This is a genomic window from Polaromonas sp. (assembly GCF_049790275.1).
Taxonomy (GTDB): Bacteria; Pseudomonadota; Gammaproteobacteria; order Burkholderiales; family Burkholderiaceae_C; genus Polaromonas.
On record NZ_JBAQYR010000004.1, the window covers coordinates 1 to 23,391 of the forward strand.

Annotated in this window: 27 protein-coding genes; 8 read left to right on the forward strand and 19 right to left on the reverse strand. The window is 61.7% G+C overall.

Annotated elements, in window-relative coordinates:
- The 3 genes from WA904_RS00475 to WA904_RS00485 all read right to left on the reverse strand — a co-directional run.
- The coding region (locus WA904_RS00475; RefSeq protein ID WP_425195170.1) for a YheT family hydrolase at window positions 1-944 on the reverse strand (944 nt) is incomplete at its 3' end.
- A gap of 14 nt (window positions 945-958) precedes the next feature.
- The gene (locus WA904_RS00480; RefSeq protein ID WP_425195171.1) at window positions 959-1,405 is read right to left on the reverse strand and encodes a YybH family protein; all 447 of its coding nucleotides are present in this window, start codon (window positions 1,403-1,405) and stop codon (window positions 959-961) included.
- 4 nt (window positions 1,406-1,409) lie between these two features.
- Window positions 1,410-2,231 (reverse strand): hypothetical protein, encoded by an 822-nt coding sequence (locus WA904_RS00485; RefSeq protein WP_425195172.1) that lies wholly within the window; start codon window positions 2,229-2,231, stop codon window positions 1,410-1,412.
- Between the two features lie 43 nt (window positions 2,232-2,274).
- On the opposite strand from WA904_RS00485, the gene WA904_RS00490 reads away from it, so the two are divergent.
- From WA904_RS00490 to WA904_RS00500, 3 genes are all read left to right on the forward strand, one after another.
- A complete protein-coding gene (locus tag WA904_RS00490; RefSeq protein WP_425195173.1) occupies window positions 2,275-2,874 on the forward strand; it encodes a LemA family protein in 600 nt (199 codons plus the stop codon).
- 66 nt (window positions 2,875-2,940) lie between these two features.
- A complete protein-coding gene (locus WA904_RS00495; RefSeq protein ID WP_425195174.1) occupies window positions 2,941-3,801 on the forward strand; it encodes a TPM domain-containing protein in 861 nt (286 codons plus the stop codon).
- Window positions 3,802-3,811: 10 nt separating this feature from the next.
- Window positions 3,812-4,330 carry a TPM domain-containing protein gene (locus WA904_RS00500; RefSeq protein WP_425195175.1) on the forward strand — a complete coding sequence of 173 codons (519 nt, stop codon included), beginning with the start codon at window positions 3,812-3,814 and terminating at the stop codon, window positions 4,328-4,330.
- 40 nt (window positions 4,331-4,370) lie between these two features.
- Here the strand turns inward: WA904_RS00500 and WA904_RS00505 are convergent, their stop codons facing one another.
- The 7 genes from WA904_RS00505 to xylA form a co-directional block, all read right to left on the reverse strand.
- Window positions 4,371-4,514, reverse strand: a complete 144-nt coding sequence (locus WA904_RS00505) for a hypothetical protein (protein ID WP_425195176.1) — start codon at window positions 4,512-4,514, stop codon at window positions 4,371-4,373.
- A 324-nt stretch (window positions 4,515-4,838) separates the two neighbouring features.
- Entirely contained in the window at window positions 4,839-5,990 is a 1,152-nt protein-coding gene (locus WA904_RS00510; RefSeq protein ID WP_425195177.1) for a Gfo/Idh/MocA family protein, read from the reverse strand.
- Window positions 5,987-7,018: a sugar phosphate isomerase/epimerase family protein gene (locus WA904_RS00515; protein ID WP_425195178.1), complete on the reverse strand. Its 1,032-nt coding sequence runs from the start codon at window positions 7,016-7,018 to the stop codon at window positions 5,987-5,989. The genes WA904_RS00510 and WA904_RS00515 overlap by 4 nt, the downstream gene beginning before the upstream one ends.
- 80 nt (window positions 7,019-7,098) lie before the next feature.
- Entirely contained in the window at window positions 7,099-8,061 is a 963-nt protein-coding gene (locus tag WA904_RS00520; RefSeq protein ID WP_425195179.1) for an ABC transporter substrate-binding protein, read from the reverse strand.
- Window positions 8,062-8,113: 52 nt separating this feature from the next.
- Entirely contained in the window at window positions 8,114-9,142 is a 1,029-nt protein-coding gene (locus WA904_RS00525) for an ABC transporter permease (RefSeq protein WP_425195180.1), read from the reverse strand.
- Window positions 9,123-10,610, reverse strand: a complete 1,488-nt coding sequence (locus WA904_RS00530) for a sugar ABC transporter ATP-binding protein (protein WP_425195181.1) — start codon at window positions 10,608-10,610, stop codon at window positions 9,123-9,125. The genes WA904_RS00525 and WA904_RS00530 overlap by 20 nt, the downstream gene beginning before the upstream one ends.
- Before the next feature lie 102 nt (window positions 10,611-10,712).
- Window positions 10,713-12,038 carry a xylose isomerase gene (gene xylA, locus WA904_RS00535; RefSeq protein ID WP_425195182.1) on the reverse strand — a complete coding sequence of 442 codons (1,326 nt, stop codon included), beginning with the start codon at window positions 12,036-12,038 and terminating at the stop codon, window positions 10,713-10,715.
- Between the two features lie 154 nt (window positions 12,039-12,192).
- Between xylA and WA904_RS00540 the strand changes: the two genes are divergently transcribed.
- Window positions 12,193-13,392 (forward strand): XylR family transcriptional regulator, encoded by a 1,200-nt coding sequence (locus WA904_RS00540; protein WP_425195183.1) that lies wholly within the window; start codon window positions 12,193-12,195, stop codon window positions 13,390-13,392.
- Between the two features lie 81 nt (window positions 13,393-13,473).
- Here WA904_RS00540 and WA904_RS00545 read toward each other — a convergent pair whose 3' ends face one another.
- From WA904_RS00545 to WA904_RS00585, 9 genes are all read right to left on the reverse strand, one after another.
- Window positions 13,474-13,899 (reverse strand): F0F1 ATP synthase subunit epsilon, encoded by a 426-nt coding sequence (locus tag WA904_RS00545; protein WP_425195184.1) that lies wholly within the window; start codon window positions 13,897-13,899, stop codon window positions 13,474-13,476.
- Between the two features lie 3 nt (window positions 13,900-13,902).
- On the reverse strand, window positions 13,903-15,306 hold the full coding sequence (gene atpD, locus WA904_RS00550) for a F0F1 ATP synthase subunit beta (RefSeq protein ID WP_425195185.1): 1,404 nt from the start codon (window positions 15,304-15,306) through the stop codon (window positions 13,903-13,905).
- Window positions 15,307-15,346: 40 nt separating this feature from the next.
- Window positions 15,347-16,213, reverse strand: coding sequence for a F0F1 ATP synthase subunit gamma (atpG, locus tag WA904_RS00555; protein WP_425195186.1), 867 nt, complete (start codon window positions 16,211-16,213; stop codon window positions 15,347-15,349).
- Window positions 16,214-16,266: 53 nt separating this feature from the next.
- Window positions 16,267-17,820: a F0F1 ATP synthase subunit alpha gene (gene atpA, locus WA904_RS00560; protein ID WP_425195187.1), complete on the reverse strand. Its 1,554-nt coding sequence runs from the start codon at window positions 17,818-17,820 to the stop codon at window positions 16,267-16,269.
- Window positions 17,821-17,881: 61 nt separating this feature from the next.
- Window positions 17,882-18,412: a F0F1 ATP synthase subunit delta gene (locus tag WA904_RS00565; protein WP_425195188.1), complete on the reverse strand. Its 531-nt coding sequence runs from the start codon at window positions 18,410-18,412 to the stop codon at window positions 17,882-17,884.
- Window positions 18,413-18,425: 13 nt separating this feature from the next.
- Entirely contained in the window at window positions 18,426-18,896 is a 471-nt protein-coding gene (locus WA904_RS00570) for a F0F1 ATP synthase subunit B (RefSeq protein WP_425195189.1), read from the reverse strand.
- Window positions 18,897-18,926: 30 nt separating this feature from the next.
- Window positions 18,927-19,175 (reverse strand): F0F1 ATP synthase subunit C, encoded by a 249-nt coding sequence (gene atpE / locus WA904_RS00575; protein ID WP_096668784.1) that lies wholly within the window; start codon window positions 19,173-19,175, stop codon window positions 18,927-18,929.
- A gap of 64 nt (window positions 19,176-19,239) precedes the next feature.
- Complete coding sequence (atpB, locus tag WA904_RS00580) at window positions 19,240-20,097, reverse strand: F0F1 ATP synthase subunit A (RefSeq protein ID WP_425195190.1); 858 nt, start codon at window positions 20,095-20,097, stop codon at window positions 19,240-19,242.
- Window positions 20,098-20,113: 16 nt separating this feature from the next.
- The gene (locus tag WA904_RS00585) at window positions 20,114-20,617 is read right to left on the reverse strand and encodes an ATP synthase subunit I (protein ID WP_425195191.1); all 504 of its coding nucleotides are present in this window, start codon (window positions 20,615-20,617) and stop codon (window positions 20,114-20,116) included.
- A 236-nt stretch (window positions 20,618-20,853) separates the two neighbouring features.
- Here WA904_RS00585 and WA904_RS00590 point away from each other — a divergent pair, with 236 nt between their 5' ends.
- The 4 genes from WA904_RS00590 (at window position 20,854) to WA904_RS00605 (ending at window position 23,246) form a co-directional block, all read left to right on the forward strand.
- The gene (locus WA904_RS00590) at window positions 20,854-21,300 is read left to right on the forward strand and encodes a CopD family protein (protein WP_425195192.1); all 447 of its coding nucleotides are present in this window, start codon (window positions 20,854-20,856) and stop codon (window positions 21,298-21,300) included.
- Between the two features lie 92 nt (window positions 21,301-21,392).
- Window positions 21,393-21,989, forward strand: coding sequence for a DUF2062 domain-containing protein (locus tag WA904_RS00595; RefSeq protein ID WP_425195193.1), 597 nt, complete (start codon window positions 21,393-21,395; stop codon window positions 21,987-21,989).
- Window positions 21,990-22,041: 52 nt separating this feature from the next.
- On the forward strand, window positions 22,042-22,959 hold the full coding sequence (locus WA904_RS00600) for a D-amino acid aminotransferase (protein ID WP_425195194.1): 918 nt from the start codon (window positions 22,042-22,044) through the stop codon (window positions 22,957-22,959).
- Complete coding sequence (locus tag WA904_RS00605) at window positions 22,956-23,246, forward strand: YbeD family protein (protein ID WP_425195195.1); 291 nt, start codon at window positions 22,956-22,958, stop codon at window positions 23,244-23,246. Before WA904_RS00600 ends, WA904_RS00605 begins: the two co-directional genes overlap by 4 nt.
- Window positions 23,247-23,391 lie beyond the last annotated feature (145 nt).

Sequence of the window (23,391 nt, forward strand, 5' to 3'; positions counted from 1 at the left end):
GGCATGGCGCGCACATGCCCGGGAAAGGGCGCGGAAGGAAACCCGACATGCCCGCCTTCGTGCGGCTGCCAGAGCGTGACGGCCCCACTCACGTCGGAGGCCTGGGGCAGGCTCGCGGCGGGTATGAAAGGGTCGTTGAGTGCGTTGAGTGCCAGTGCCGCAACCTCAATGCGGCGCATGTGGGGCTTGGCCGAAGCACGCACCCAGTAGTCTTCGGTGTTTTTGAACCCATGCAGGGGTGCCGTGAAGACGTTGTCGAAGGCGTACAGGTCGCGGGCCGCAAGCAGCGCCTCCGCGCTGAACAGGCCGGGGTGCTGCTCGAGCTTCTTCAGTGCCTTGGGCACCATGGACCGCAGGAACATGCGGGTGTACACCAATCGGTTGAAGCCTTGGCCGATGGCGTGGCCGCTGGCCGCCAGGTCCAGCGGCGAGCAGACCGAGGCGACCGCTGTGACGACGCTGCCGGCCGACTGGCCCATCTCGCCGGCCCAGCGCATCAGTGCGTTGCCACCCAGCGAAATGCCGACGGCAAACAACGGGCCGTGATGCAGCTTGCGAAAGCGGTGCAGTATCCAGTCGATCTCTTCGAAGTCACCTGAATGGTAGGCGCGCGGCGCGCGGTTGAGCTCGCCCGAGCAACCGCGGAAATGCGGCACCGCGCAAGCCCAGCCCCGGGCGCGTGCCACATCGGCGAAGGCCTCGGCGTAATGGCTGGCCGACGAGCCCTCCAGGCCATGGAACACCACAAGCAGGGGCACCTGACCTGCCTCCGTTCCCGGACTGGCGTGGCGGGCGAAATCAACATCCACAAAATCATCGTCAGGCGTGATCCAGCGCTCGCGGCGAAAGCTCGGCGCCTCGCCCAGGTAACGCTCCGAACGCAAAGCGGCGTAAATCGTCTGCAGGTTGCCGCCGGGCAACCACCACGGCGCGTGGTATTGCATCACGGTAGCCTCACTCAGTGCAGCACCTGCGGGCTGTCCGAGATTTCCTGCATCTCGCGCGGCGTGCCGGGGCTGGTGTGGTGCGCCACCATGCGCCAGCCCTGGGCGGTCTTGTGGTAGACGTTGGTGGCAATCACGTAGGCGTGAACGGGGCCTTCTTCAGTCATCACTTCAATGCGTTCCAGCACGCTGTGCACACTGGAACCCATGGCTTCGACCTTGCGGATTTTTTCGGCATGGGCACGAATGGAGCCGTTGGCAAACATGGCGTCGAACGCAGCGCGTATGGCGGCCATCCCCACGAGCCGGGGCCCGCCGGGGTGGACACAGACAATGTCGTCTTCGTCGGCCCAGCAGGCCATGAGTTTTTCGATGTCACCGCCTTGCAGTGCCTCGTAAAAAAACGCTTCAATGTCATCGGCGCTGCCGTTGTTCGCCTGGGAAACTTTGGGTTTTCGCATGGAATCATTCAAGGGATGAACGCTCAGCCGCATCGGGTGGCTGCCCCGTATTAAGCCACGCCCGCACCACACTGTGCATGTTTGGCGCCTGGCTGGCCTGCCAGAGCAATTCCGGTGCCGCCACATGGGTACCCGCCGGCAAAGCCCTGAGCGCCAGGTCCACAAACTCCGCCAGCTTTGCGGGGCGCACCGGCTGCTCGCCGGCCGGGATCATGTATTTGAGAGTAGACAGCATCCAGGCGGCAACATTTTCCGGAAACCCCAAGCGCCCCCGCGCAGACGGCTTCTGCGCCGAACGTACCAGCAGCACACGTTCAAAGCCCAGCGCGGCCACCTGTTGCTCGTCGATGTTGGCCAGGCCATGGCGCAAAGCCTGCGGCAGGCGCCCCGGTGCGTGCGGCAACACCAGCACCAGGGTCTGGACGCCGCATCGCCTGAGCCACTGCGCCAGCGCGAGCAGCTGTTCCGGCTGCGGCGTCCACAGTGCACGCTCACGGTCGTGGTACAGCCGGGGGGGCTCGAACATCACCACACCTGTCTGTGCCGGCAACGGGCAGACCGGCCAGGCCGCGATGTCCTCTCCCCGCACCGCCGCAATCGCTACCTGTGCCAGACCGGTGTTCATGGGTTCACGCGCCAGCACCTGGGTGTGGGCAAAGCCGCCACTGCCCGCCAGCCGGCGCAGGACTTCGCTGCCGAGCGCGCCCGTGGCGCCGGCCACGATAAGGCCACCATGGGCACTGCCCCGGACAGGGTGCGGCTTGAGGGACGCATGCAGGGCCTGCAGCGGACTGATCTGGAGAGAAAGGACGACATGCGGCGACATTCAGCTATGGTAGTGTTGCAACATGCAATTCTGGAGGCTTGCCATGAAATCGCGCTTTTTAAGCTGGGGCCTTGCCGGCCTCTTCACCCTGCTGCTGTCCGGCTGTGGCTATAACGACTTCCAGCGCCTGGACGAGCAGACCAAGTCGGCCTGGTCGGAAGTGCTCAACCAGTACCAGCGCCGCGCCGACCTGGTGCCCAATATCGTCGCCACGGTGAAGGGCGAGGCCAATTTCGAGCAGGAAACACTGACCAAGGTGGTGGAAGCCCGCGCCAAGGCCACCTCCATGCAGGTGACCCCGGAGACCCTGAACAACCCCGAGGCTTTTGCAAAATTCCAGGCGGCACAGGGTGAACTCAGCTCGGCCCTGTCGCGCCTGCTGGTGGTAACGGAAAACTACCCCAACCTCAAGGCCAACCAGGGCTTCCAGGACTTGCGCGTGCAGCTGGAGGGCACCGAAAACCGCATCACGGTGGCGCGCAACCGCTACATCCAGGCCGTGCAGGCCTATAACGTGCTCGCACGCAGCTTTCCCAACAACCTGACGGCCATGGTTTTCGGCTACACGGTCAAACCGAATTTCAGCGTGCAGAACGAAGCGCAGATCTCTGCGCCCCCGACGGTGGACTTCAACAAAAAATAAGTAGCCACCGTGGCAAGCCGCTGGATTGGAGCTGTGGGGACGGGTTGGCTAAACCGGTGCGTGGGCTTGTTGCTGGCAGGCTGCTGCCTGGCAGGGACGGCGCAGGCCCAGGACCTGCAGGCCATCCCGCCGCTGACGGCCCGCGTCATGGACAGCACCGGCACGCTGGATGCCGGGCAAACCCAGGCCCTGGAGGCCAAGCTGGCGGCCTTCGAGAAAGCACGCGGCACGCAAATCGTGGTGCTGATGCTGGCAAGCACCCTGCCCGAGGACATCACCGACTACACCCAGCGCCTCGGTGACGCCTGGAAAATAGGACGCAAGGATGTCGGTGACGGTGTCCTGCTGGTGGTCGCCAAAAACGACCGCAAGGTCCGCATTGCCACTGCCAAGGCGGTTGAAGGCGCCATTCCCGACCTGGCGGCGCGGCAGATCATCGACCGCGCCATCACACCGCGTTTCAGACAGAACGATTTTGCCGGCGGTCTGGATGCCGGGGTCGACCAGATCATGGCGCGCATCACCGGCGAAAACCTGCCGCTGCCCGAGGTTGACGCGGGCAAACCTGCAACGCCGGGCTTCCAGTGGACGGATCTCGCTGTCTTCCTCTTCTTTGCAGTGCCGATTGGTGGCCGGGTACTCGCCGGCATGTTCGGGCGCAAGGCCGGATCGCTGGTCACCGGCGGAGCGGTCGGTTTTCTGGCCTGGATCGTCACTTCCAGCCTGCTGATTGCCGGTGCGGCCACCGTCGTGGCCATGCTGTTTGCACTGGTTTCCAGCGTGATGCCCACGGGCCGGCGCGGCGGGCTCGGAGGCTGGGGCGGCCACACGGGCGGCGGGGGCTGGAGCAGCGGAGGAGGCGGTGGCGGCTTCAGCAGCGGTGGCGGCGGCAACTTCGGCGGCGGCGGCGCGTCGGGCAACTGGTAAGGATCCGACCATGGGCCATTTCCTCTCACGCCTCTTCAAGCACCTCTGGCTGGATGAAGACGACACGCGCCGTGCCATTCCGCCCGATTTGCTGAAGCGCCTGGCGCAGCGCGTGGCCGCCAGCGAAAAACGCCACAGCGGTGAAATCCGCATCTGTGTGGAAGCCGGGCTGCCGCTGAGTTACCTGTGGCGGCGCGCCAGCCCGCATGACCGGGCAGTGAGCCTGTTTGGCAAACTGCGCGTCTGGGACACCGAGCAGAACAACGGCGTGCTGATTTACCTGCTGCTGGCCGACCACGCGATTGAAATCGTCGCCGACCGCGGCCTGTCCCGGCATGTGAGCGCGGCACAGTGGCAGGCCATGGTGGCGCGCATGGCGCAGGCGTTCAGGGAAAAGCGGTATGAAGACGGATTGACGCAAGCGCTGGAAGAAACCTCGGCGTTGTTGATGGCCCACTTTGCCATCGACGGCAGGCAGGACGCCCCCCACAATCCCAACGAGCTTCCCGACACGCCCTTGCTGCAATAGCCAAGTGGGCGTCGTCAGTCCAGGCGCTGGTCACGTCATCTCAGGGCGCCAGGACCACGGCCAGTACAAAAAGGGCAGCCACCGCAAGCACAACCCGCGTCACCCAGACCTTGCGCGCGCGCCTGGCCTTGCGCTCTGGCGACGCTTCTTCTTCCCATGTCAGGCTGTCCAGAAGACTGTCCATCTCGCACCTCGTTGTTGACTTGAACTCACCTCAACAATAATGGGGAGGCCCACTCCATGGCTGTCATTTAGCGTGTCCAGTTGTTACCTTGCCACCCTGGGCACAGTGACGGCACCCGAAACACTCCACATTTGATAGCTGCTTGCGCCCGCCCCATATGGGCTGGAGGCATATTTGGCTTGAATATATACAGCCACCAGCATCCGCATGATGAAATGAGAACGTGGCGCCACCGCCACTCACGGCTGCGGGACTTGCAAGCCCCCAGGGCAAAAGCAGGAAGCTGCCGCGTCGCGCGCCGCCGGCGACCCGGATTTCGCCGCTTCAGCCCATCAACGTCCACTTCTGTTCGCTGCGCGCCGACTGCACCACCTTCTCTATAAAACGAACGCCGCGCGCGCCGTCTTCGAGGCGCGGGTAGTCCGCGTCCAGGGGATCAGCCGCACACCCATCAGCGCGCGCGCGGATGTCGGCCGCCACGCCCAGATAGACATTCGCAAAGGCTTCAATGAAGGCTTCGGGGTGGCCGGCTGGCAAGCGGCTGGCCCGCTGCGTCGAAGGGCACAGCCAGGGTGACCCGCGCGTCAGGATGCGGCGCGGCCCGTCCATCGGGGAATGCAGCAGCTGGTTGGGCTCTTCCTGCCGCCAGTCCAGCGTGCCGCTGCTGCCGAAAACACGCAGGCGCAAGTCGTTTTCGCAGCCCACCTCAATCTGCGAAGCGATCAGTACGCCACGCGCGCCATTGGTAAACCGCAGCAGCAGATTGCCGTCGTCGTCCAGCCTGCGGCCGGGAATGAAAGCCGTCAGGTCAGCGCACAGGCTTTCAAGCTCCAGCCCGGTAACCGTGGCAACAAGGTTCTCTGCGTGCGAGCCGATATCGCCGATGGCCCCGGCCGCACCGCTGCGCGCCGGATCGGTCCGCCAGTCGGCCTGCTTGTTGTTGCCGCCCTCAAGGCGGGTAGCGAGCCAGCCCTGGTTGTATTCGACAATGACCTTGCGTATCTCGCCGATCGCACCCTGGCGCACCATGTGGCGCGCCTCGCGCACCATGGGATAACCGGTGTAGTTGTAGGTCACGCCGAAAACAATGCCGCTTTTGGCGGCCACGCTGGTCAGCTCCTGCGCCTGCGCGCTGGTGTGGACCAGCGGCTTGTCGCACACCACATGAATGCCGGCCTCGGCAAAAGCGCGCGCAACCGGAAAATGCACATGGTTGGGCGTGACGATGGAAACGAAGTCGATGCGCTCGTCCTCGGGACGTTTGAGCTCGTCGCTCAGCAGCTCTTGCCAGCTGCCATGGTTTCTTGCCGCCGGCAGACCCAGGTCTTGACCTGACGCCCGTGCCTTGTCGGGATCCGACGACAAGGCGCCGGCGACCAGTGCCATCTGCCCGTCCAGGGCCATGGCTTTGCGGTGCACGGCGCCGATAAAGGCATCCCGACCGCCCCCGACCATGGCGTAACGCAGCGTTCTCATGCCGCCGACCCCGCCATGCCGCCCTGCTTCGATTTGTCGAAGACCGCATCAAAAGCACCTGCCGCCGGCTTGAAGTCCAGCCGCTTGCAAAAGGCCGCGCTTTCCGTGGCACCGTGCACCCGGTCCATGCGGCTGTCCTCCCACTCCACGCTCAGGGGGCCGGCGTAGCCGATGTCGTTGAGTGCGACGATCAGCGATTCGAAATCGATCATGCCGCGCCCCACGCTGCGGAAATCCCAGAAGCGCCTTGCGTCGCCAAAGCTGGTGTGCCCGCCGAACACGCCGACGGTGCCGTCACCCTTGTTCCACCAGACATCTTTCATGTGGGCGTTGTAAACCCGGTCGGGAAAGGTACGAATGAACTTGATGTAGTCCACCCCCTGGTAGCCCAAATGGCTGGGATCGAAGTTGAACCCAAACCGCCGGTGGCCTTTGACCGCCTCCACCGCCCGTTGGCTGGATGCGATGTCGAACGCAATCTCGGTGGGATGCACCTCCAGCGCGAAGTTCACGTCAACGGATTCGAACACGTCGAGAATAGGCGTCCAGCGCCGCGCGAAGTCGGCAAAACCCTTGTCCCAGAAAGCCTGCGTGGTTGGCGGAAAAGCATAGTTGGCGTGCCAGACGGACGAGCCGGTAAAACCTGTCACGGTTTTGACGCCGAATTTTGCAGCTGCGCGTGCAGTGTCCTGCATTTCGCGCGCCGCACGCTGGCGCACGCCTTCCGGCTCGCCATCGCCCCATATTTCCTCGGAAACAATCGCCTGATGACGTTCGTCAATCAGGTCGCAAACAGCCTGCCCCACCAGATGGGCACCAATTGCAAAACATTGCAAGCCGTGCTGCTCGAGCAGCTTGCGCTTGTCTTTGACGTAACTGGCGCTCTTCAGCGCTTCCTGAACATTGAAGTGGTCACCCCAGCAGGCCAGCTCCAGGCCGTCGTAGCCCATGCTTCGGGCCAACGGCGCCAGCTCCTTGAGCGGCAAATCGGCCCATTGGCCGGTAAACAATGTGACGGGTCTTGCCATGGCAGTAGTTCCCAAAAAGTTGAACGCTTCGCTCCGCCTCTTCATTCAAGAGGCAGGAGCGAAAGCAAAGGTTGGATACCTTAGAACGGAGAAGCAGGCTCGTAGTACTGCTTGGCGTTTTCCTTGGTGATCAGGACCGAAGGGATGATGGTCGTGGCAGCAACCTTCTCGCCCTTGACGCGCGCCGCGGCGGTGAGTTTCATCGCATCGGCAATCATGCTGGGCGAATAAGTGACGTCAGCGGTCACCAGCTTGTCGCCGTCCATGACTTTCTTGATGTACTCCTTGGAACCCGCACCGCCGAGCACGAGCTTGATGTCGCTGCGCTTGGCCTGGTCGATGGCTTTTTGCACACCCACCGCCATGTCGTCGTCGGAAGCCCAGACAGCGTCAATTTTCTTGAAACGCGTCAGGTAGTCCTGCATGACCTTGAACGCATCGTCACGGTTCCAGTTGCCGTGTTTTGCATCAAGAACCTTGATGCCCGGATGAGTAGCCATCACGGCATTGAATGCATCGACACGCTGGTTGTCGATGACCGTCGGAATGCCGCGCAGAACCACCACATCGCCCTTGCCGCCCAGGGCCTTGGCCATGTACTCGGCAGAGACTTTGCCGAACCCGGGATTGTCACCGGCCACATACGCGTCCTGCGCACTCGCATCAGTCAATCCACGGTCCACAACCGTCACGTAGACACCCTTGCTTTTGAGCTGAGCCACCGGCTGGGTCAGCGGTGCCGACTCGAACGGAAGGATCACCAGGGTGTCGATCTTGTTGGCCGTGTGCAGGTCCTGCACCTGGTTGGCCTGTTCGGCGGCGGAGCCCGCGGTTTTCACGGTGACCTTCAGGCCGGGGTATTGTTTTTCAAGCTCGGCCTTGGTGCGATTGGCCCAATAGACAACGCCGCCGGCCCAGCCGTGTGTGGCGGCGGGTATGGCCACGCCAATATGGGGTTTGTTTTGCGCAAAAGCCGCTGGGGCCGTACCCAGGCAGACCAGCACCGCGGCGCCGGTTGCCAGTTTCCGAATCATCGATTTCATGGTTGTCTCCTTGCTGGTTGGAAAAGTAGTAGCCTGCGCTACCGGGGAAAACCTAGCGGCGGCCTCGCTGGAAGAACGCAACCGCGATGATGACAAAGCCCTGTACGGCAGCATTGAGGTACACGCTGATGATGCTGGTCAGGTTGAGAATGTTGCTGATCACGGAAAGCAGCACGGCGCCTATGACCGTGCCGGTGATGCCGCCCGCGCCGCCTTTGAGGGCGGTGCCGCCCACAATCACGGCGGCAATGGCCTCGAGCTCCCACAGCAGTCCGGTGGTCGGCGAAGCTGACCCGAGGCGGGGCACATACAGCAAGGTGGCAATGCCAACGCACACCCCCAGCAATACGTAGGTGATGATCTTGACGCGATCGACTTCGACAGCCGCGTAACGCGCCACCTGTTCGTTGGAGCCGATGGCCTGGACGTACCGCCCATAGGCCGTCCGGTTGAGAATCAGCGCGCCCAGCATGGCCACCACGATAAAAACCCACACAGGAATCGGGATCCCGGCCAGACTGCCGTAATAGACCGGGCTGTAGACCGTCGACAGGTTCGAGTCGAGCGTGATGGCACCGCCATTGGAGAAGTAGGTGAGGTAGGCGCGGAAGATACCCAGTGTGCCCAGCGTGACGATAAAGGGTTCAATGCGCCCCTTGGTGATCAGCAGGCCATGGGCCAGGCCGAACATCGCCCCCAGCAGCACCGCGAAAGCCATGCCGAGCGCGACCACCAGCACAGCAGACGCCACCGTTGCCGCGACCGCATTCATCATGAGAATCGTGCTACCTGCAATCAGCGCGGCCATCGAGCCCACCGACAGGTCGATGCCCCCCGAGATGATGACAAAACACATGCCCACGGCAATGATGCCGATAAACGCCGTGCGGGTCAGCACATTCATGGCGTTGTCCAGCGTTGCAAAATTTTCGTTGAGCAGCACACCCGCAATGCACAGCAAGACCAGCCCCGCGAGCGGACCCATGCCATGCAGCGACTGCCGCCAGGACAGGCTTCGGGAGGCCAGGCGTTCGGCAGCGAAGCCGGTAGCCGATGGGGCTTCAGTGTGTTCCGGTGGCATGGGCGATCATGACCTCTTCAGTTAGTTCGTCGGCCTGGAGCATGGCAACCAACTTGCCGGCACGCATCACGGCAACGCGATGGCACAGGCCTATCAGTTCCATCAGCTCCGAAGATATGACAATGACGCCGTGCCCTTCCCGCGCCAGACGCTGGATCAGAAAGTAGATATCTCGTTTGGCACCAATGTCGACACCGCGTGTGGGTTCATCAAGAACAACAACCCGGGGGCCGGGATGCAGCACCTTGGCCAATGCCAGCTTTTGCTGATTGCCTCCCGACAACGCAGAAGCCGGGTTGTCGAGGGAACCGGTGCGGATTCCAAAATCACTGACAGCTGTTTGCAGGGCACGCCGCTCGGCATCTGGCGACAGCAGGGGCTGCGCATAACGTTCCAGGGCCATCAGCGTCAGGTTTTGCCGCAAGCCGAAGTGAACATGAAGCCCTTTGTTTTTCCGGTCTTCGCTGAGATACGTCAGGCCGCGGCGAACAGCCGCTCGGGGGTTGCGGCGCACCCAGTCTTCCCCGTCCAGGCGTACCCGGCCACCGGACGATTTCCGCAAGCCAAGCAAGCCTTCAAACAGTTCCGTCCGGCCGGCGCCGACCAGCCCTGCAAAGCCCAGAATCTCACCTGCCCGCACCTCAAAACTGATGTCGCTGGCCCAGCCGGGAACGTTGACATGTTCGACCTGAAACAGGATCGCGGCATCCACCGGCGACGGCTCCTTGACGGGATACAGGTCCGAGAGTTCGCGGCCAACCATCAGGCTGGCCATTTGCTGACGGCTCAGGCTGGAAGTGGGCCGGCGTGCGACAAAACGGCCATCCCTCATCACGATCACCTCATCCGTGATCCGCTCCACCTCGTCCAGTTTGTGCGAGATATACAGCACTGTCACGCCTTCGGTCTTGAGCTGGGCAATCAGCGTGAATAGCCGCTCGGTCTCGCCCTGCGTCAACGTGGCCGTCGGCTCGTCCATCACCAGAAAACGCGTCTTGCGCGCCAGCGCCTTGGCAATTTCCACCAGCTGCTTTTCAGCAACGATCAGCTGGCTGACGCGGGTATCGGGATTGATGCTCAAGCCCACCTGAGCCAGCACGCGCCTCGCCTCGAGGCTCATGGCCTTGTCGTCGAGCAACCAGCCGCGCTTTTTTTCGTGGCCCAGAAAGATGTTCTGGGCAATCGTCAGGTCTTCAGCGAGATTGAACTCCTGGTGAATCATGACAATGCCCTCAGCCTCCGCTGCGCGCGAGCCACCGAAATGCATGGCCTGGCCATTGATGGTCAGTTCACCGCTGGTCAGCGTTTCATAACCCGCGAGGATTTTCATCAGGGTCGACTTGCCCGCCCCGTTTTCACCCAGCAAGCCATACACCTTGCCGGGCGCGAGTTCAAAGCTGACGTCGTGCAGCACCTGCACCGGGCCAAAGCGCTTGACGACATCCTTGAATCCTACGGTGAGACTCACTGCTGGTCCTGTTTTGTCATGGAAGGTTGACGGATGCCAGGAAGCCTTCCCTGCGCCCGTCGAGGCGCGGGGAATCCAGCCTCGCGGCGAAAGGCATGCGCATCAAGCCACGCCCCCGAAAATCGCAGCGTTGACCCGGTTTTCCAGCCATTCCTGACGGCCGCTCACCGGCATCGGGTTGAATTCGTTGACAAAAGCATGTTCGGCGACCTGCGCCAGGCTCATATCGCCAGCCAGAATCCGGCGTCCCAGGTCCTGTTGCCAGCCGGCATAACGCTGCTGCCTGAAACGCTCGAGTTCGTCTTGCTCGACGAGGCGCACCGCGCTCTTGAGCGCCAGGGCCAGCACGTCAATCGCCCCCACATGGCCGTGCACGATATCGACCGCGTCCATGCTTTGGCGCCTGACTTTGGCATCGAAGTTGAAGCCGCCGTTGACAAACCCGCCAGCTTTGATGATTTCATACATGGCCAGCGTCAGGTCTTCCACGCTGTTGGGGAACTGATCGGTGTCCCAGCCGTTTTGGGGATCACCTCGATTGGCGTCAATGCTGCCAAACACACCCAGCGCCGCGGCAGTGGCGATTTCGTGCTGAAAACTGTGCCCTGCAAGCGTGGCGTGGTTGGCCTCGATGTTGAGCTTGATCTCCTGCTCCAGGCCAAACTGCTTGAGAAAACCGTAAACGGTCGCGCAGTCGTAGTCATACTGGTGCTTGGTAGGCTCCAGCGGTTTGGGCTCGATCAGGAGGTCCCCTTTGAAACCGGTCTTGTGCTTGTGCTCCACCACCATGCGCATGAAGCGGCCCAACTGCTCGCGCTCCTGACGCAAGTCCGTGTTGAGCAAGGTGTCGTAACCTTCCCGCCCACCCCACAACACGTAGTTGGTGCCGCCAAGCTGCCTGGTGGCGTTCATCGCACTGAACACCTGGGTCGCCGCATAGGCGAAGACTTCGGGGTTGGGGTTGGTCGCCGCACCTGCGGCATACCGGCGATGGCTGAACAGATTGGCCGTACCCCATAACAGGCGCATGCCGGTCTCTTCCTGCTTCTGCGCCAGCACGTCCGTCATCGCCGAGAAGTTGCTGCGGTACTGCGCCAGATTGCTGCCTTCGGGCGCCACGTCGGTGTCGTGGAAGGTATAAAAAGGCACGCCCAGCCGTGTGAACAGGCTGAAAGCCGCGTCGGCCTTGCGGCGCGCCATCGTCAGTTCATCGCCTGCCTCGTGCCAGGGCCGGGAAAAAGTGCCCTGGCCGAACACATCGCTGCCGGGCCAGACAAAGGTGTGCCAATAGCAGACCGCCAGTCGAAGATGCTCCTGCATGGTTTTGCCAAGCAGGCGTTCTTCAGGGTTGTAGTGGCGGTAAGCCAGTGGGGAACTACCGCCAGGTCCTTCGTAACGGACCGGCGCAATGGAGTCGAAGTAGGACATCTCTAAAAACCCGCTCTGAGTGAATCCACAAATGCTACTTCGCATGGGCTGGCGGTTCGATTGTGTAAATCACCAGAAACCATGGCAATTTTTGATGCTGCACCGCAAAAAGTGAAGTGTTGAGCGAGAATTCGTGGGCAAACTCATCAATTTCATGCAGCCTCACCGCACGCACGCCAATGCCAGGGTCTACCGCGTGGCCTTGCTGTTTCATGCCAGCAAGGTCTACGACCGCGAGGTCATAGCGGGCATCGGCTCCTACGTGAACCAGACACGCGTCGCCTGGGACCTCTTTCTGGAAGAGGACTTCCGTTTCCGCCTGGACGGGATAGAAGACTGGGGAGGCGACGGCATCATCGCGGACTTCGATGATCCGGCCGTCTCCCGCACTTTGTCCACCATGGCGTTGCCGGTCGTAGCCGTCGGCAGTTCCTATGCCGACGAAACCCTTTACCCCGCAGGCGTGCCCTATGTCGCCACGGACAACCAGTTGCTGATCCAGCAAGCCTACCTGCACCTCATCGAAATGGGCTTCACCCGGTTTGCGTGCTACAGCCTGCCCGAATCGCCGCTCAATCGCTGGGCACAGGAGCGTGAAAAGGTATTTGAGACGTTGATGCAGCGCGACCGGCTGGCCTGCCACATCCACCGCGGGTTGGCCACCAGCGCACCCACCTGGAACAGCGCTTCGCACCAGCTCATGAGCTGGTTGAAGTCGCTGCCCAAACCGGTGGGGGTGATCGCCGTCACCGATGCACGCGCCCGGCAGTTGTTGCAGGCCTGCATCATGGCCGACATCGCCGTGCCCGATGAGGTGGCTATTGTGGGCATTGACAACGACACGCTGGGCCAGCATTTGACGCGTATCCAGCTCAGCTCGGTCAGCCAGGGCACGGAGGAGATGGGCCACACTGCGGCGCATTTGCTGCACCAGATTCTGGGCGGCGCGCGACTGAAGGACACACGCATTGTTGTACCGCCCGCCGGGGTGCACGCGCGCGCATCCAGCCATCGCGAAGCGGTCCACGGCCCGCATGTGATGCGGGCACTTCATTACATTCGCCAATATGCCTGCCAGGGCATCAAGACCGAGCAGGTGGCCGCCCATGTCGGCCTGTCACGCTCCTCGCTGGAAACTTACTTCCGCCGCGAACTGCAGCGCACGGTGCACGACGAGATATTGCTGTACAAGCTTCAACAGGCCAAGGCCATGCTCGATGAATCCCGGCTCACCGGCGCGGAAGTTGCCGGCCGCACCGGGTTCGGTTCGGTGCAGTACCTCAACTCGGTGTTCAAACGCGAGCTGGGGTGTACGCCCCGCGAGTACCGGGAACGCGCTGCAGCCACGAAGTAGGGCTCGCCCCACCATGCAGGGCTCATAAAAAAAGCCCTGGTCTTTCGAGCAGGGCTTGGGACGCGCGGTCTCTGGTTCGCGTTATTTTTTCTGGCGGTACTTGCGCAAAGCCGCAATCTGCGCAGCCATCACGGCCAGCTCGGACTGGGCCATCGCAATATCGATATCGGTCTTCGCGTTCTTCAGCGCTTCCTCGGCGGCGGCCTTGGCCACGCTGGCCTTGGCTTCGTCAAGGTCCTTGCCCCGGATGGCGGTGTCACTCAGCACCGTGACGCAGTTGGGCTGCACTTCGAGCAGGCCACCGGCCACGAAAACAAACTCTTCCGTACCATCGGCCTTTTCAATACGCACCGCACCGGGCTTGATGCGGGTGATCAGCGGCGTGTGGCGCGGGTAAATGCCCAGCTCGCCCGCTTCGCCCGGCAAAGCCACAAATTTGGCTTCACCGGAGAAGATGGCTTCTTCCGCGCTGACAACATCGACATGGATGGTGTGTGTGGTGTCCATTGCTTAGACCTTCTTGGCCTTCTCGAAAGCTTCGTCAATCGTGCCGACCATGTAGAAGGCCTGCTCCGGCAGGTGGTCGCACTCGCCGGCCACAATCATCTTGAAGCCGCGAATGGTTTCAGCCAGCGTCACGTATTTGCCGGGCGAGCCCGTGAACACTTCAGCAACGTGGAAAGGCTGGCTCAGGAAACGCTGGATCTTGCGGGCGCGAGCCACGGCCAGCTTGTCTTCAGGGGCCAGCTCGTCCATGCCCAGAATCGCGATGATGTCGCGCAGTTCCTTGTAGCGCTGCAGCGTGCCCTGCACGGCACGGGCCGTGGCGTAGTGGTCTTCACCGACGACGTTGGGGTCAAGCTGGCGGCTGGTCGAATCGAGCGGGTCCACGGCAGGGTAGATACCCAGCGAAGCGATGTCACGCGAGAGCACCACGGTGGAGTCCAGGTGGGCAAAGGTGGTGGCAGGCGAAGGATCGGTCAAGTCATCGGCTGGCACGTAAACGGCCTGGATGGACGTGATGGAGCCGACCTTGGTGGAGGTAATGCGCTCCTGCAGGCGGCCCATTTCTTCGGCCAGCGTCGGCTGGTAACCCACGGCGGAAGGCATGCGGCCCAGCAGCGCGGACACTTCAGTACCGGCCAGCGTGTAGCGGTAGATGTTGTCCACGAAGAACAGCACGTCACGGCCTTCGTCACGGAAGGACTCGGCAATCGTCAGGCCAGTCAGCGCCACGCGCAGACGGTTGCCCGGGGGCTCGTTCATCTGGCCGTAAACCATCGCAACCTTGGACTCGCCGAGGTTCTCGAGGTTCACAACGCCGGAGTCGGCCATCTCGTGATAGAAGTCATTGCCTTCGCGGGTCCGCTCACCCACACCGGCAAACACGGACAGGCCCGAGTGCGCCTTGGCGATGTTGTTGATCAGCTCCATCATGTTCACAGTCTTGCCGACGCCGGCGCCGCCGAACAGGCCGACCTTGCCGCCCTTGGCAAACGGGCACACGAGGTCAATCACCTTGATGCCGGTTTCCAGCAGTTCCTGCGATGGCGACAGCTCGTCATAGGCAGGGGCCTTGCGGTGGATCGAAGCGGTGAGCTCCTGGCCCACCGGGCCACGCTCGTCGATGGGCGCGCCGAGCACGTCCATGATGCGGCCCAAAGTGGCCTTGCCGACCGGCACCGTGATGGGCGCGCCGGTGTTGTACACCACGTTGCCGCGGCGCAGGCCGTCCGAGGTACCCAGCGCAATCGTGCGCACAATGCCGTCGCCGAGCTGCTGCTGGACTTCCAGCGTCAGAGCCGAGCCGTCCATCTTGAGCGCGTCATAAATCTTGGGCATCTGGTCACGCGCAAACTCCACGTCCACCACCGCGCCAATACACTGAACAATCTTGCCTTGAACTTGAGCCATGACTGAGTCCTTTTCCGTTCTTTAAATCTTGAATCGCGGCTTAAACCGCTGCGGCACCGGCAACGATTTCCGAAAGTTCTTTCGTGATCGCCGCTTGACGCGTTTTGTTGTAAACCAATTTGAGCTCGCCAATGACGCTGCCCGCGTTATCGGTAGCGGCCTTCATGGCCACCATGCGTGCCGACTGCTCGGACGCCATGTTCTCGGCGACTGCCTGGTAAACCAGCGCCTCCACGTAACGGATCAGCAAATCGTCGATAACCGTCTGTGCGTCAGGCTCGTAGATATAGTCCCAGCCATGCTGGTCCTTGTCAGCCTGCAGCCGGTCTGCCGTCAGCGGCAGCAACTGCTCGACCACAGGCTCCTGGCGCATGGTGTTGATGAACTTGGTGTAGCAAAGGTACACCGCGTTGATCTTGCCTTCGCTGTAGGCGTCGAGCAGCACCTTGACCGGGCCAATCAGCTTGTCCAGATGCGGTTTGTCACCGAGGTGCGTCGCATGCGACACCACCTGCGCGCCAATCCGGTTCAGGAAGCCCAGGCCCTTGTTGCCAATGGCCACCGACTGGATGCCCTGACCCGCTGCCTGCAGTTCCCGGAGTTTCACGGTGACTGCGCGCAGCAGGTTGGTATTCAAGCCGCCGCACAGGCCCTTGTCCGTCGTGACCACGATGAAACCGCCGGCTTTGGCGTCGTTGGTCTGCATGAATTCATGCGTGTACTCGGGATTGGCCTGGCTCAGATTGGCCGTGATGTTGCGGATCTTGTCGCTGTAGGGTCGGGCAGCGCGCATCCGTTCCTGCGCCTTGCGCATCTTGGAGGCCGCCACCATTTCCATGGCTTTGGTGATCTTGCGGGTGTTTTCAACCGACTTGATCTTGCCGCGTATTTCCTTGCCTGCTGCCATATTGCTTCCTAAATGGTTTCTAAGCCCTGGGCTTTGATGTCTTCAGGTCCGAATCAGGCAAACGACTTCTTGAACGCGGTCACGGCAGTGGTCATTTCCGCCTCGGCGTCCTTGTCCATCGCCTTGGCGGCTTCGAGCTTGGCCATCAGCGCAGCGTGTTTGTCCTTGAGGTAGCTGTGCAGGCCGGCTTCAAAAGCCAGCACCTTCTTGACATCCACGTCGTCCATGAAACCCTTGTTCACTGCGAACAGCGTGGAGGCCATGTTGGAGATGGACAAAGGCGAGTACTGTGCCTGCTTGAGCAGTTCGGTCACGCGGGCACCGCGGTCCAGCTGCTTGCGGGTGGCTTCGTCCAGGTCCGAAGCGAACTGCGCAAACGCAGCCAACTCACGGTACTGGGCCAGGTCGGTACGGATACCGCCGGACAGGTTCTTGATCAACTTGGTCTGGGCCGCACCACCGACGCGCGACACCGAGATACCGGCGTTAATGGCGGGGCGGATACCGGCATTGAACAGGCTGGTTTCCAGGAAGATCTGGCCGTCGGTGATCGAGATCACGTTGGTCGGCACGAAGGCGGACACGTCGCCGGCCTGCGTTTCGATGATCGGCAGGGCCGTCAGCGACCCGGTCTTGCCCTTGACTTCGCCCTTGGTGAAGTCTTCGACGTATTTTTCGTTCACGCGTGCAGCGCGCTCGAGGAGGCGGCTGTGCAGATAGAACACGTCGCCGGGATAGGCTTCGCGGCCTGGCGGACGGCGCAGCAGCAGCGAGACCTGGCGGTAAGCCACAGCCTGCTTGGACAGGTCGTCATACACAATCAGGGCGTCCTGACCGCGATCGCGGAAGTACTCGCCCATGGTGCAGCCGGAGTAGGCGCTGACATACTGCATGGCAGCCGATTCGGAAGCGGAAGCCGCGACGACAATGGTGTAGTCCATGGCGCCGGCTTGCTCCAGCGAGCGCACCACGTTCTTGATCGACGAGGCTTTCTGGCCGATGGCGACATAAACGCAGGAAACGCCCTGACCCTTCTGGCTGATGATGGCGTCAATCGCCACAGCCGTTTTACCGGTCTGGCGGTCACCGATGATCAGTTCGCGCTGGCCGCGGCCGACGGGCACCATGGAGTCGATGGACTTCAGGCCGGTCTGCAGAGGCTGGTCCACCGATTTACGGGCAATCACGCCCGGTGCGACCTTTTCGATCACGTCGGTCATCTTGGCGTTGATCGGGCCTTTGCCGTCGATAGGCTGGCCGAGGGCGTTGACCACGCGGCCAAGCAGTTCGGGACCCACCGGCACTTCCAAAATGCGGCCCGTGCACTTGACGGTGTCGCCTTCGGCGATGTGTTCGTATTCACCCAGGATCACGGAGCCGACCGAGTCGCGCTCGAGGTTCAGCGCCAGGCCATAGGTAGGAGCGCCGTCGGCAGTAGGCGGAAATTCCAGCATCTCGCCCTGCATCACATCGGACAGGCCATGGACACGGACAATGCCGTCGGATACCGACACGACGGTACCCTGGTTACGGATGTCGGCACTGACCGTCAAGCCTTCGATACGGCTCTTGATCAGTTCAGAAATTTCTGCGGGATTGAGTTGCATGACTCTTTCCTTCTTTCTATGTTTGTTGGCTAAAGACTTGATGTAACGCGAAGGCGCCAGATCACGAAATCAGCGCCACTTTCATTTGCTCTAAACGGGCCTTGACCGAGGTGTCCAGCACCTCGTCACCCACCACGACACGCACGCCGCCGATCAGGGCAGGCTCGATCTCGACCTTGAGGTTGAGCTTGCGGCCAAAACGTTTTTCCAGCGTTGCTGCCAGATCGGCCAGTGCCGCACCTTCGAGCGCAAAGGCGCTGTACACGGTCGCATCGAACGAGCCACTTTTTGCATTTTTCAATGCCCGGAACTGGCTGGCAATTTCCGGCAGGACGCTGATGCGGCCGTTGTCGATCACCGCCCGCAGGAAGTTTTTCGCAGCTTCCGGCAAGGACGCCTTGACAACACCGGCCATCACGTCGAACGTCTGGGTCGCGGTCACACTGGGGTTGCCGGCAAACTGCTGCAACTGTCCGTTGGAGGCAACCGCCGCCAGCTCATCGAGCCAGACGGAGGCGCCGTTCAGGTCGGACGTGGACGCCTTGAAGAGCGCTTCAGCATAAGGACGGGCAATGGTGGCTAGTTCGGCCATGGTGACGCCCCTCTCAAAGCTCTGTCTTCAGGCGGCCCAGCAAGTCAGCATGCACACCGGCATTGACTTCCTTGCGCAGAATCTGCTCGGCACCCTTGACGGCCAGTGCGGCTACCTGCTCACGCAGTGTTTCGCGGGCCTTGACGGTTTGCTGCTCGGCCTCGACCCTGGCAGCGGCAATGATCTTGTTGCCCTCTTCCGCAGCCTTGGCTTTTGCCTCTTCAATCATGGCCTGGGCACGGCGCTCGGCCTCGGCCAGGCGCAGTGCTGATTCGTTGCGCGACTTGGCCAGCTCTTCTTCCACGCGCTTGTTGGCGACGGAGAGTTCGGATTTTGCCTTGTCAGCAGCGGCGAGGCCCTCAGCGATTTTTTGGGCACGCTCGTCCAGCGCTTTCGTAATGGGCGGCCACACAAATTTCATTGTGAACCACACCAGGATCGCGAAAACAATCGCCTGGACGAACAGGGTTGCATTAATACTCACGGCAACGCCTTTCTGTCGGGGTTGTGACGATTACTTCAGCACGAAAGGGTTGGCAAACGCGAACATCATCGCGATACCGACACCGATCAGGAAAGCGGCGTCAATCAGACCTGCGAGCAGGAACATCTTGGTTTGCAGTTCGTTCATCAGCTCAGGCTGGCGTGCAGCTGCTTCGAGGTATTTGCTACCCATGATGCCGATACCGATACATGCGCCGACAGCGCCCAGGCCAATGATCAGGCCAGCGGCCAAAGCGACGAGACCGAGTACGTTTTCCATTTAAAGCTCCTATGGATTTAAGTTAACTAACAAACAAAAAGAAAGAGAAAACCAGATTGATGAATCAGTGATGATCGTGGGCCTGGCCCACGTAGACCAGGGTCAGCATCATGAAGATGAAGGCCTGGAGCGTGATGATCAGGATGTGGAAGATGGCCCACACGGTGCCGGCCAGAACATGGCCGATAGGCAGCAGGATGCCCGACAGCGACATGGCGGCAGCACCACCCATCAAGGCGATCAGCATGAAGACCAGTTCGCCGGCATACATGTTGCCGAACAGCCGCATGCCATGCGACACGGTCTTGGCAATGAACTCGATGATCTGGAACACGAAATTGAAAGGCCACAGAATGGGATGTCCGCCAAATGGCGCGCTGACCATTTCATGGAGCCAGCCGCCAATACCCTTGATCTTGATGTTGTAAACAATGCAGATCAGCAGCACGGAGACCGACAGACCCAAGGTGACGGAGAGATCGGCGGTCGGCACGACGCGCAGGTAGGCGTGGTGCGGATCATGGCCAGTAGCGGCAAAGGCCAGTTCCCAGAGCTTAGGCAGGAAATCGACGGGCAGCAAGTCCATCGCGTTCATCAGGAAAATCCAGACAAACACGGTCAGCGCCATGGGCGCGATCACCTTGCGACTTTGCGCGTTGTTGATGATGCCTTTGGCCTGGCTGTCGACCATTTCAACGAGGATTTCGACGGCAGCCTGGAAGCGGCCCGGCACACCGGAGGTTGCGGCGCGCGCCGCCTTCCACAGGAAAAAGCTGCCGACAACACCCAAAACAACAGCCCAGAAGATGGAATCAAGGTTGTATACGGAGAAGTCAATGACGCCGCTCATCGGCTTGTTTTGCCAATGGGTCAGGTGGTGACCAATGTATTCGCCGGCGGTAGGTCCGTTTGCAGAAGCCATCTAACTACTCGTCTCGTTAAGTTTGGTGCGTCACCGGGCGCTTCGGCTTGAACCAGAGAGCGCCCAGATACACCTTCATCGCCACTATCAGGCCCACCAGCATGGCAGGCCAGCTCAAATTCTCGATCAGCCGCGGCGCCGCGAACAACATCGCGACCGTCAAGGCAATCTTGACCATTTCCCACAAAAAGAATGCAAACACCGCAGCACCTGCATTCATGGAAGACACCTTGCTGGTCAGCCCGCGCACAAAAAGCGCCGCAGGAACCACGACAGCCAGCGCGCCATAGAACGCCGACCACGCCACACTCTGTCTTCCGGTCAGGGCCCAGGCGGCACATGCCACCACAACCCCCACCACCAGTTGCCCGGCCACCACCCACCAGGGCGATAGCGAAGGACTGGCTTCACGCAGTTTTTGCGCTTCTTCGCGCGTCAGCGGCTTGAAATCCTCGCGGTCTGCCTCAACCTCTTCCCGGGTTGGGGCTTTCGCCGCTGGGTGAACTGCCGAATCTGTCATCTTGTCCACTACAAATCACAGGCAGCTTACAAGCCGGTTATTAGCAAAGCCCTTGATTATACGTAGAAACCCACCCATTCCGGAAAGTCCCCGCACGATTGTGCGGCGAGAGCCCCGGCGGGCAGCATTCGCCGGGAGCGTTGCAGGCGACAATCGGTTCTCCTGCAGCCTGCGGCCTCCACGAATCAGGCGTAAACCCGCTCCCGCATGGGCCCGTTTTTTTGAAAGACCTTCGCATGCCAGCCCTGATGAAATTCCTTCATATCGCCTCGGCCATCGTGTGGCTAGGCGGCATCAGCTTCATGCTTTTTGCATTGCGGCCTGCAGTCACCGCGCAACTGGCGCCGCCACAACGCCTGCCATTGATCGCCCTCGTTCTGCAGAAATTTTTTGTACTGGTCTGGCCTGCCATCGGGCTGCTGCTGCTCACCGGACTGGCCATGCTGCTGGCCGCCGGCATGAGAAATGCGCCTCTGGGCTGGCATCTGATGTTCGGCATCGGCCTGCTGATGTTTGCACTGTTTGGCCACCTCTATTTCGGCCCTTACCGCCGCCTGAAACTGGCGATAGCAGCAACGGATTGGCCCGAAGGCGGGCGACGGGTCGGGCAAATTGCCACGCTGGCAGGCTTGAACCTCGGATTGGGTGCCATGGCCATCGCAGCCGTGATTTTCTTCGGCTGACAAACGGCTTGCGGGCCCATCCAGCACAATGATTTTTCCATGATGAACCCTGATAAAACCTCAGCGAGGCCTGCCGGACCGCCGGCTACGGCATGAGTCCCCACAAACCCAAACCTTCACCTGGGCGGCCCGCCCACAAAAAAAGTGGCGCCCACTGGACGGACCGCTTCACGAAAGGGATCAGCCGCGAAACGCTGGCAGCCCATCCGTGGCTCAAGCCGGTGGCCCATCACCTGAGTGAGCCCGGGCTCTGGCATGTGCAGCACGAAGCCGTGGCCCGCGGTGTCGCGATCGGCCTGTTCTGGGCGTTTGCACTGCCTGTAGCCCAGATCCTGGTGGCAGCGGTCCACTGCATCTGGTGGCGCGGCAACATCCCGGTGGCGGCAGGGGCGACGCTGGTCACCAACCCTTTCACCATTGGCTTCTGGCTCTGGCTGGCTTACAAGCTGGGCAGCCTGATCCTGGGCGTCGCACCGCACGACGTCGAGGCGGGCAGTGCCGCCCTGGAAGCTGCTTCGGCCAGCGCCGGATTCGATGTCATGGGGTGGCTGGCACACTTTGGCTGGCCCGCCGTCCTCGGCATGGCGATTTTTTCAGTCATGGGTTCAACCATCGGTTACATCCTGGTCAAACTCATCTGGCGCTGGCGCGTCTGGTTCAAGCGGCGTGTCCAGCGCCACGGCAGATAAAGCCTGCGCGACAATCTACTTGCCTGTTAGCCCACCCACTTCAGAAGACATGATGAGCATTTCCAGCCCCGCTTCGAGCACATCCTTGCCCGCCACACCGTGTTACCTGAATGGCGAATTCACGGCGCTGCGGGACGCCAAGGTCAGCGTGATGGACCGCGGCTTCATCTTCGGTGACGGCGTGTATGAAGTGGTCCCTGTCTACGGCGGCAAGCCATTTCGCTTCACGCAGCACATGGCGCGCCTTGACCGCAGCCTGGCCGAGCTGCGCATCACCAATCCGCTGTCTGCTGCCCAGTGGCACGATGTCGCGCTCAAGCTGGTTGCCGACTATGCACTGCAGATGCACACCGCGCCCGAAAAAACCGACCAGCTGGTGTACATCCAGATCACACGCGGCGTGGCGCCGCGCGACCACGTGATGCCGCCCGACCTGACACCCACCGTGTTTGTCATGACCAACACAATGAAGCCCCCGACGCCGGAGCAGCGCGCGCACGGCGTGGCCTGCGTCACTGCCGACGATTTCCGCTGGAGCAAGGCCCACATCAAAAGCACCAGCCTGCTGGGTGCGGTGTTTGCACGGCAGATCAGCGCCGACGTGGGCGCCGTGGAAACCGTGATGTTACGCGACGGCTTCCTCAGCGAAGCCGCCGCCTGCAACGTCTGGGTCGTCCAGGGCGGCAAGGTGCTGGGCCCGCCCAGGGACAATCTGGTGCTCGAAGGCATACGGTATGGCCTGATCGAGGACATCTGCCGTGAAGCCGGAATACCGTTTGAGCTGCGCCGCATCAGCCGCGAGGAAGTTTTCGCCGCCGACGAGCTCCTGCTGTCGTCGGCCACCAAGGAAGTGCTGGCCATCACCACACTTGACGGCCAGGCCGTGGGCAGCGGCCAGCCCGGCCCGGTTTACGCGAAGCTACACGCGGCCTACCAGCGCGCCAAGCAGGCGCAGACGGAGCAAGCATGAGCACCCCCACTCCACCAGAATCACCGCGCCAGGAATCGCTGATCGAGTACCCCTCGCTGTTTCCCATCAAGGTGATGGGCGAAAAGGTTGATGGACTGGTGCACGCCATCAGCATGATCGCCCGCCAGTTTGACCCGGTGTTTGACGCGACCACCATCGAGCTGCGCGAAAGCAAGGGCGGCAAGTACCTGGGCGTGACCATCACCGTCACAGCCACCAGCCGCGAGCAGCTCGACGAGCTCTACCGCACGCTGTCGACCCATCCCATGGTCAAAGTGGTGCTCTAAAAATGCTGCCCCCACGCTCCGCCGCTTCGCGGGTCGCTACCCCCCGAGGGGGCTGGCCTTGCTTGGGGCGGCCCGGCGCGGCGGCCGGAATGACGCCCCCACGCTCCGCCGCTACGCGGGTCGCTGCCCCCCGAGGGGGCTGGCC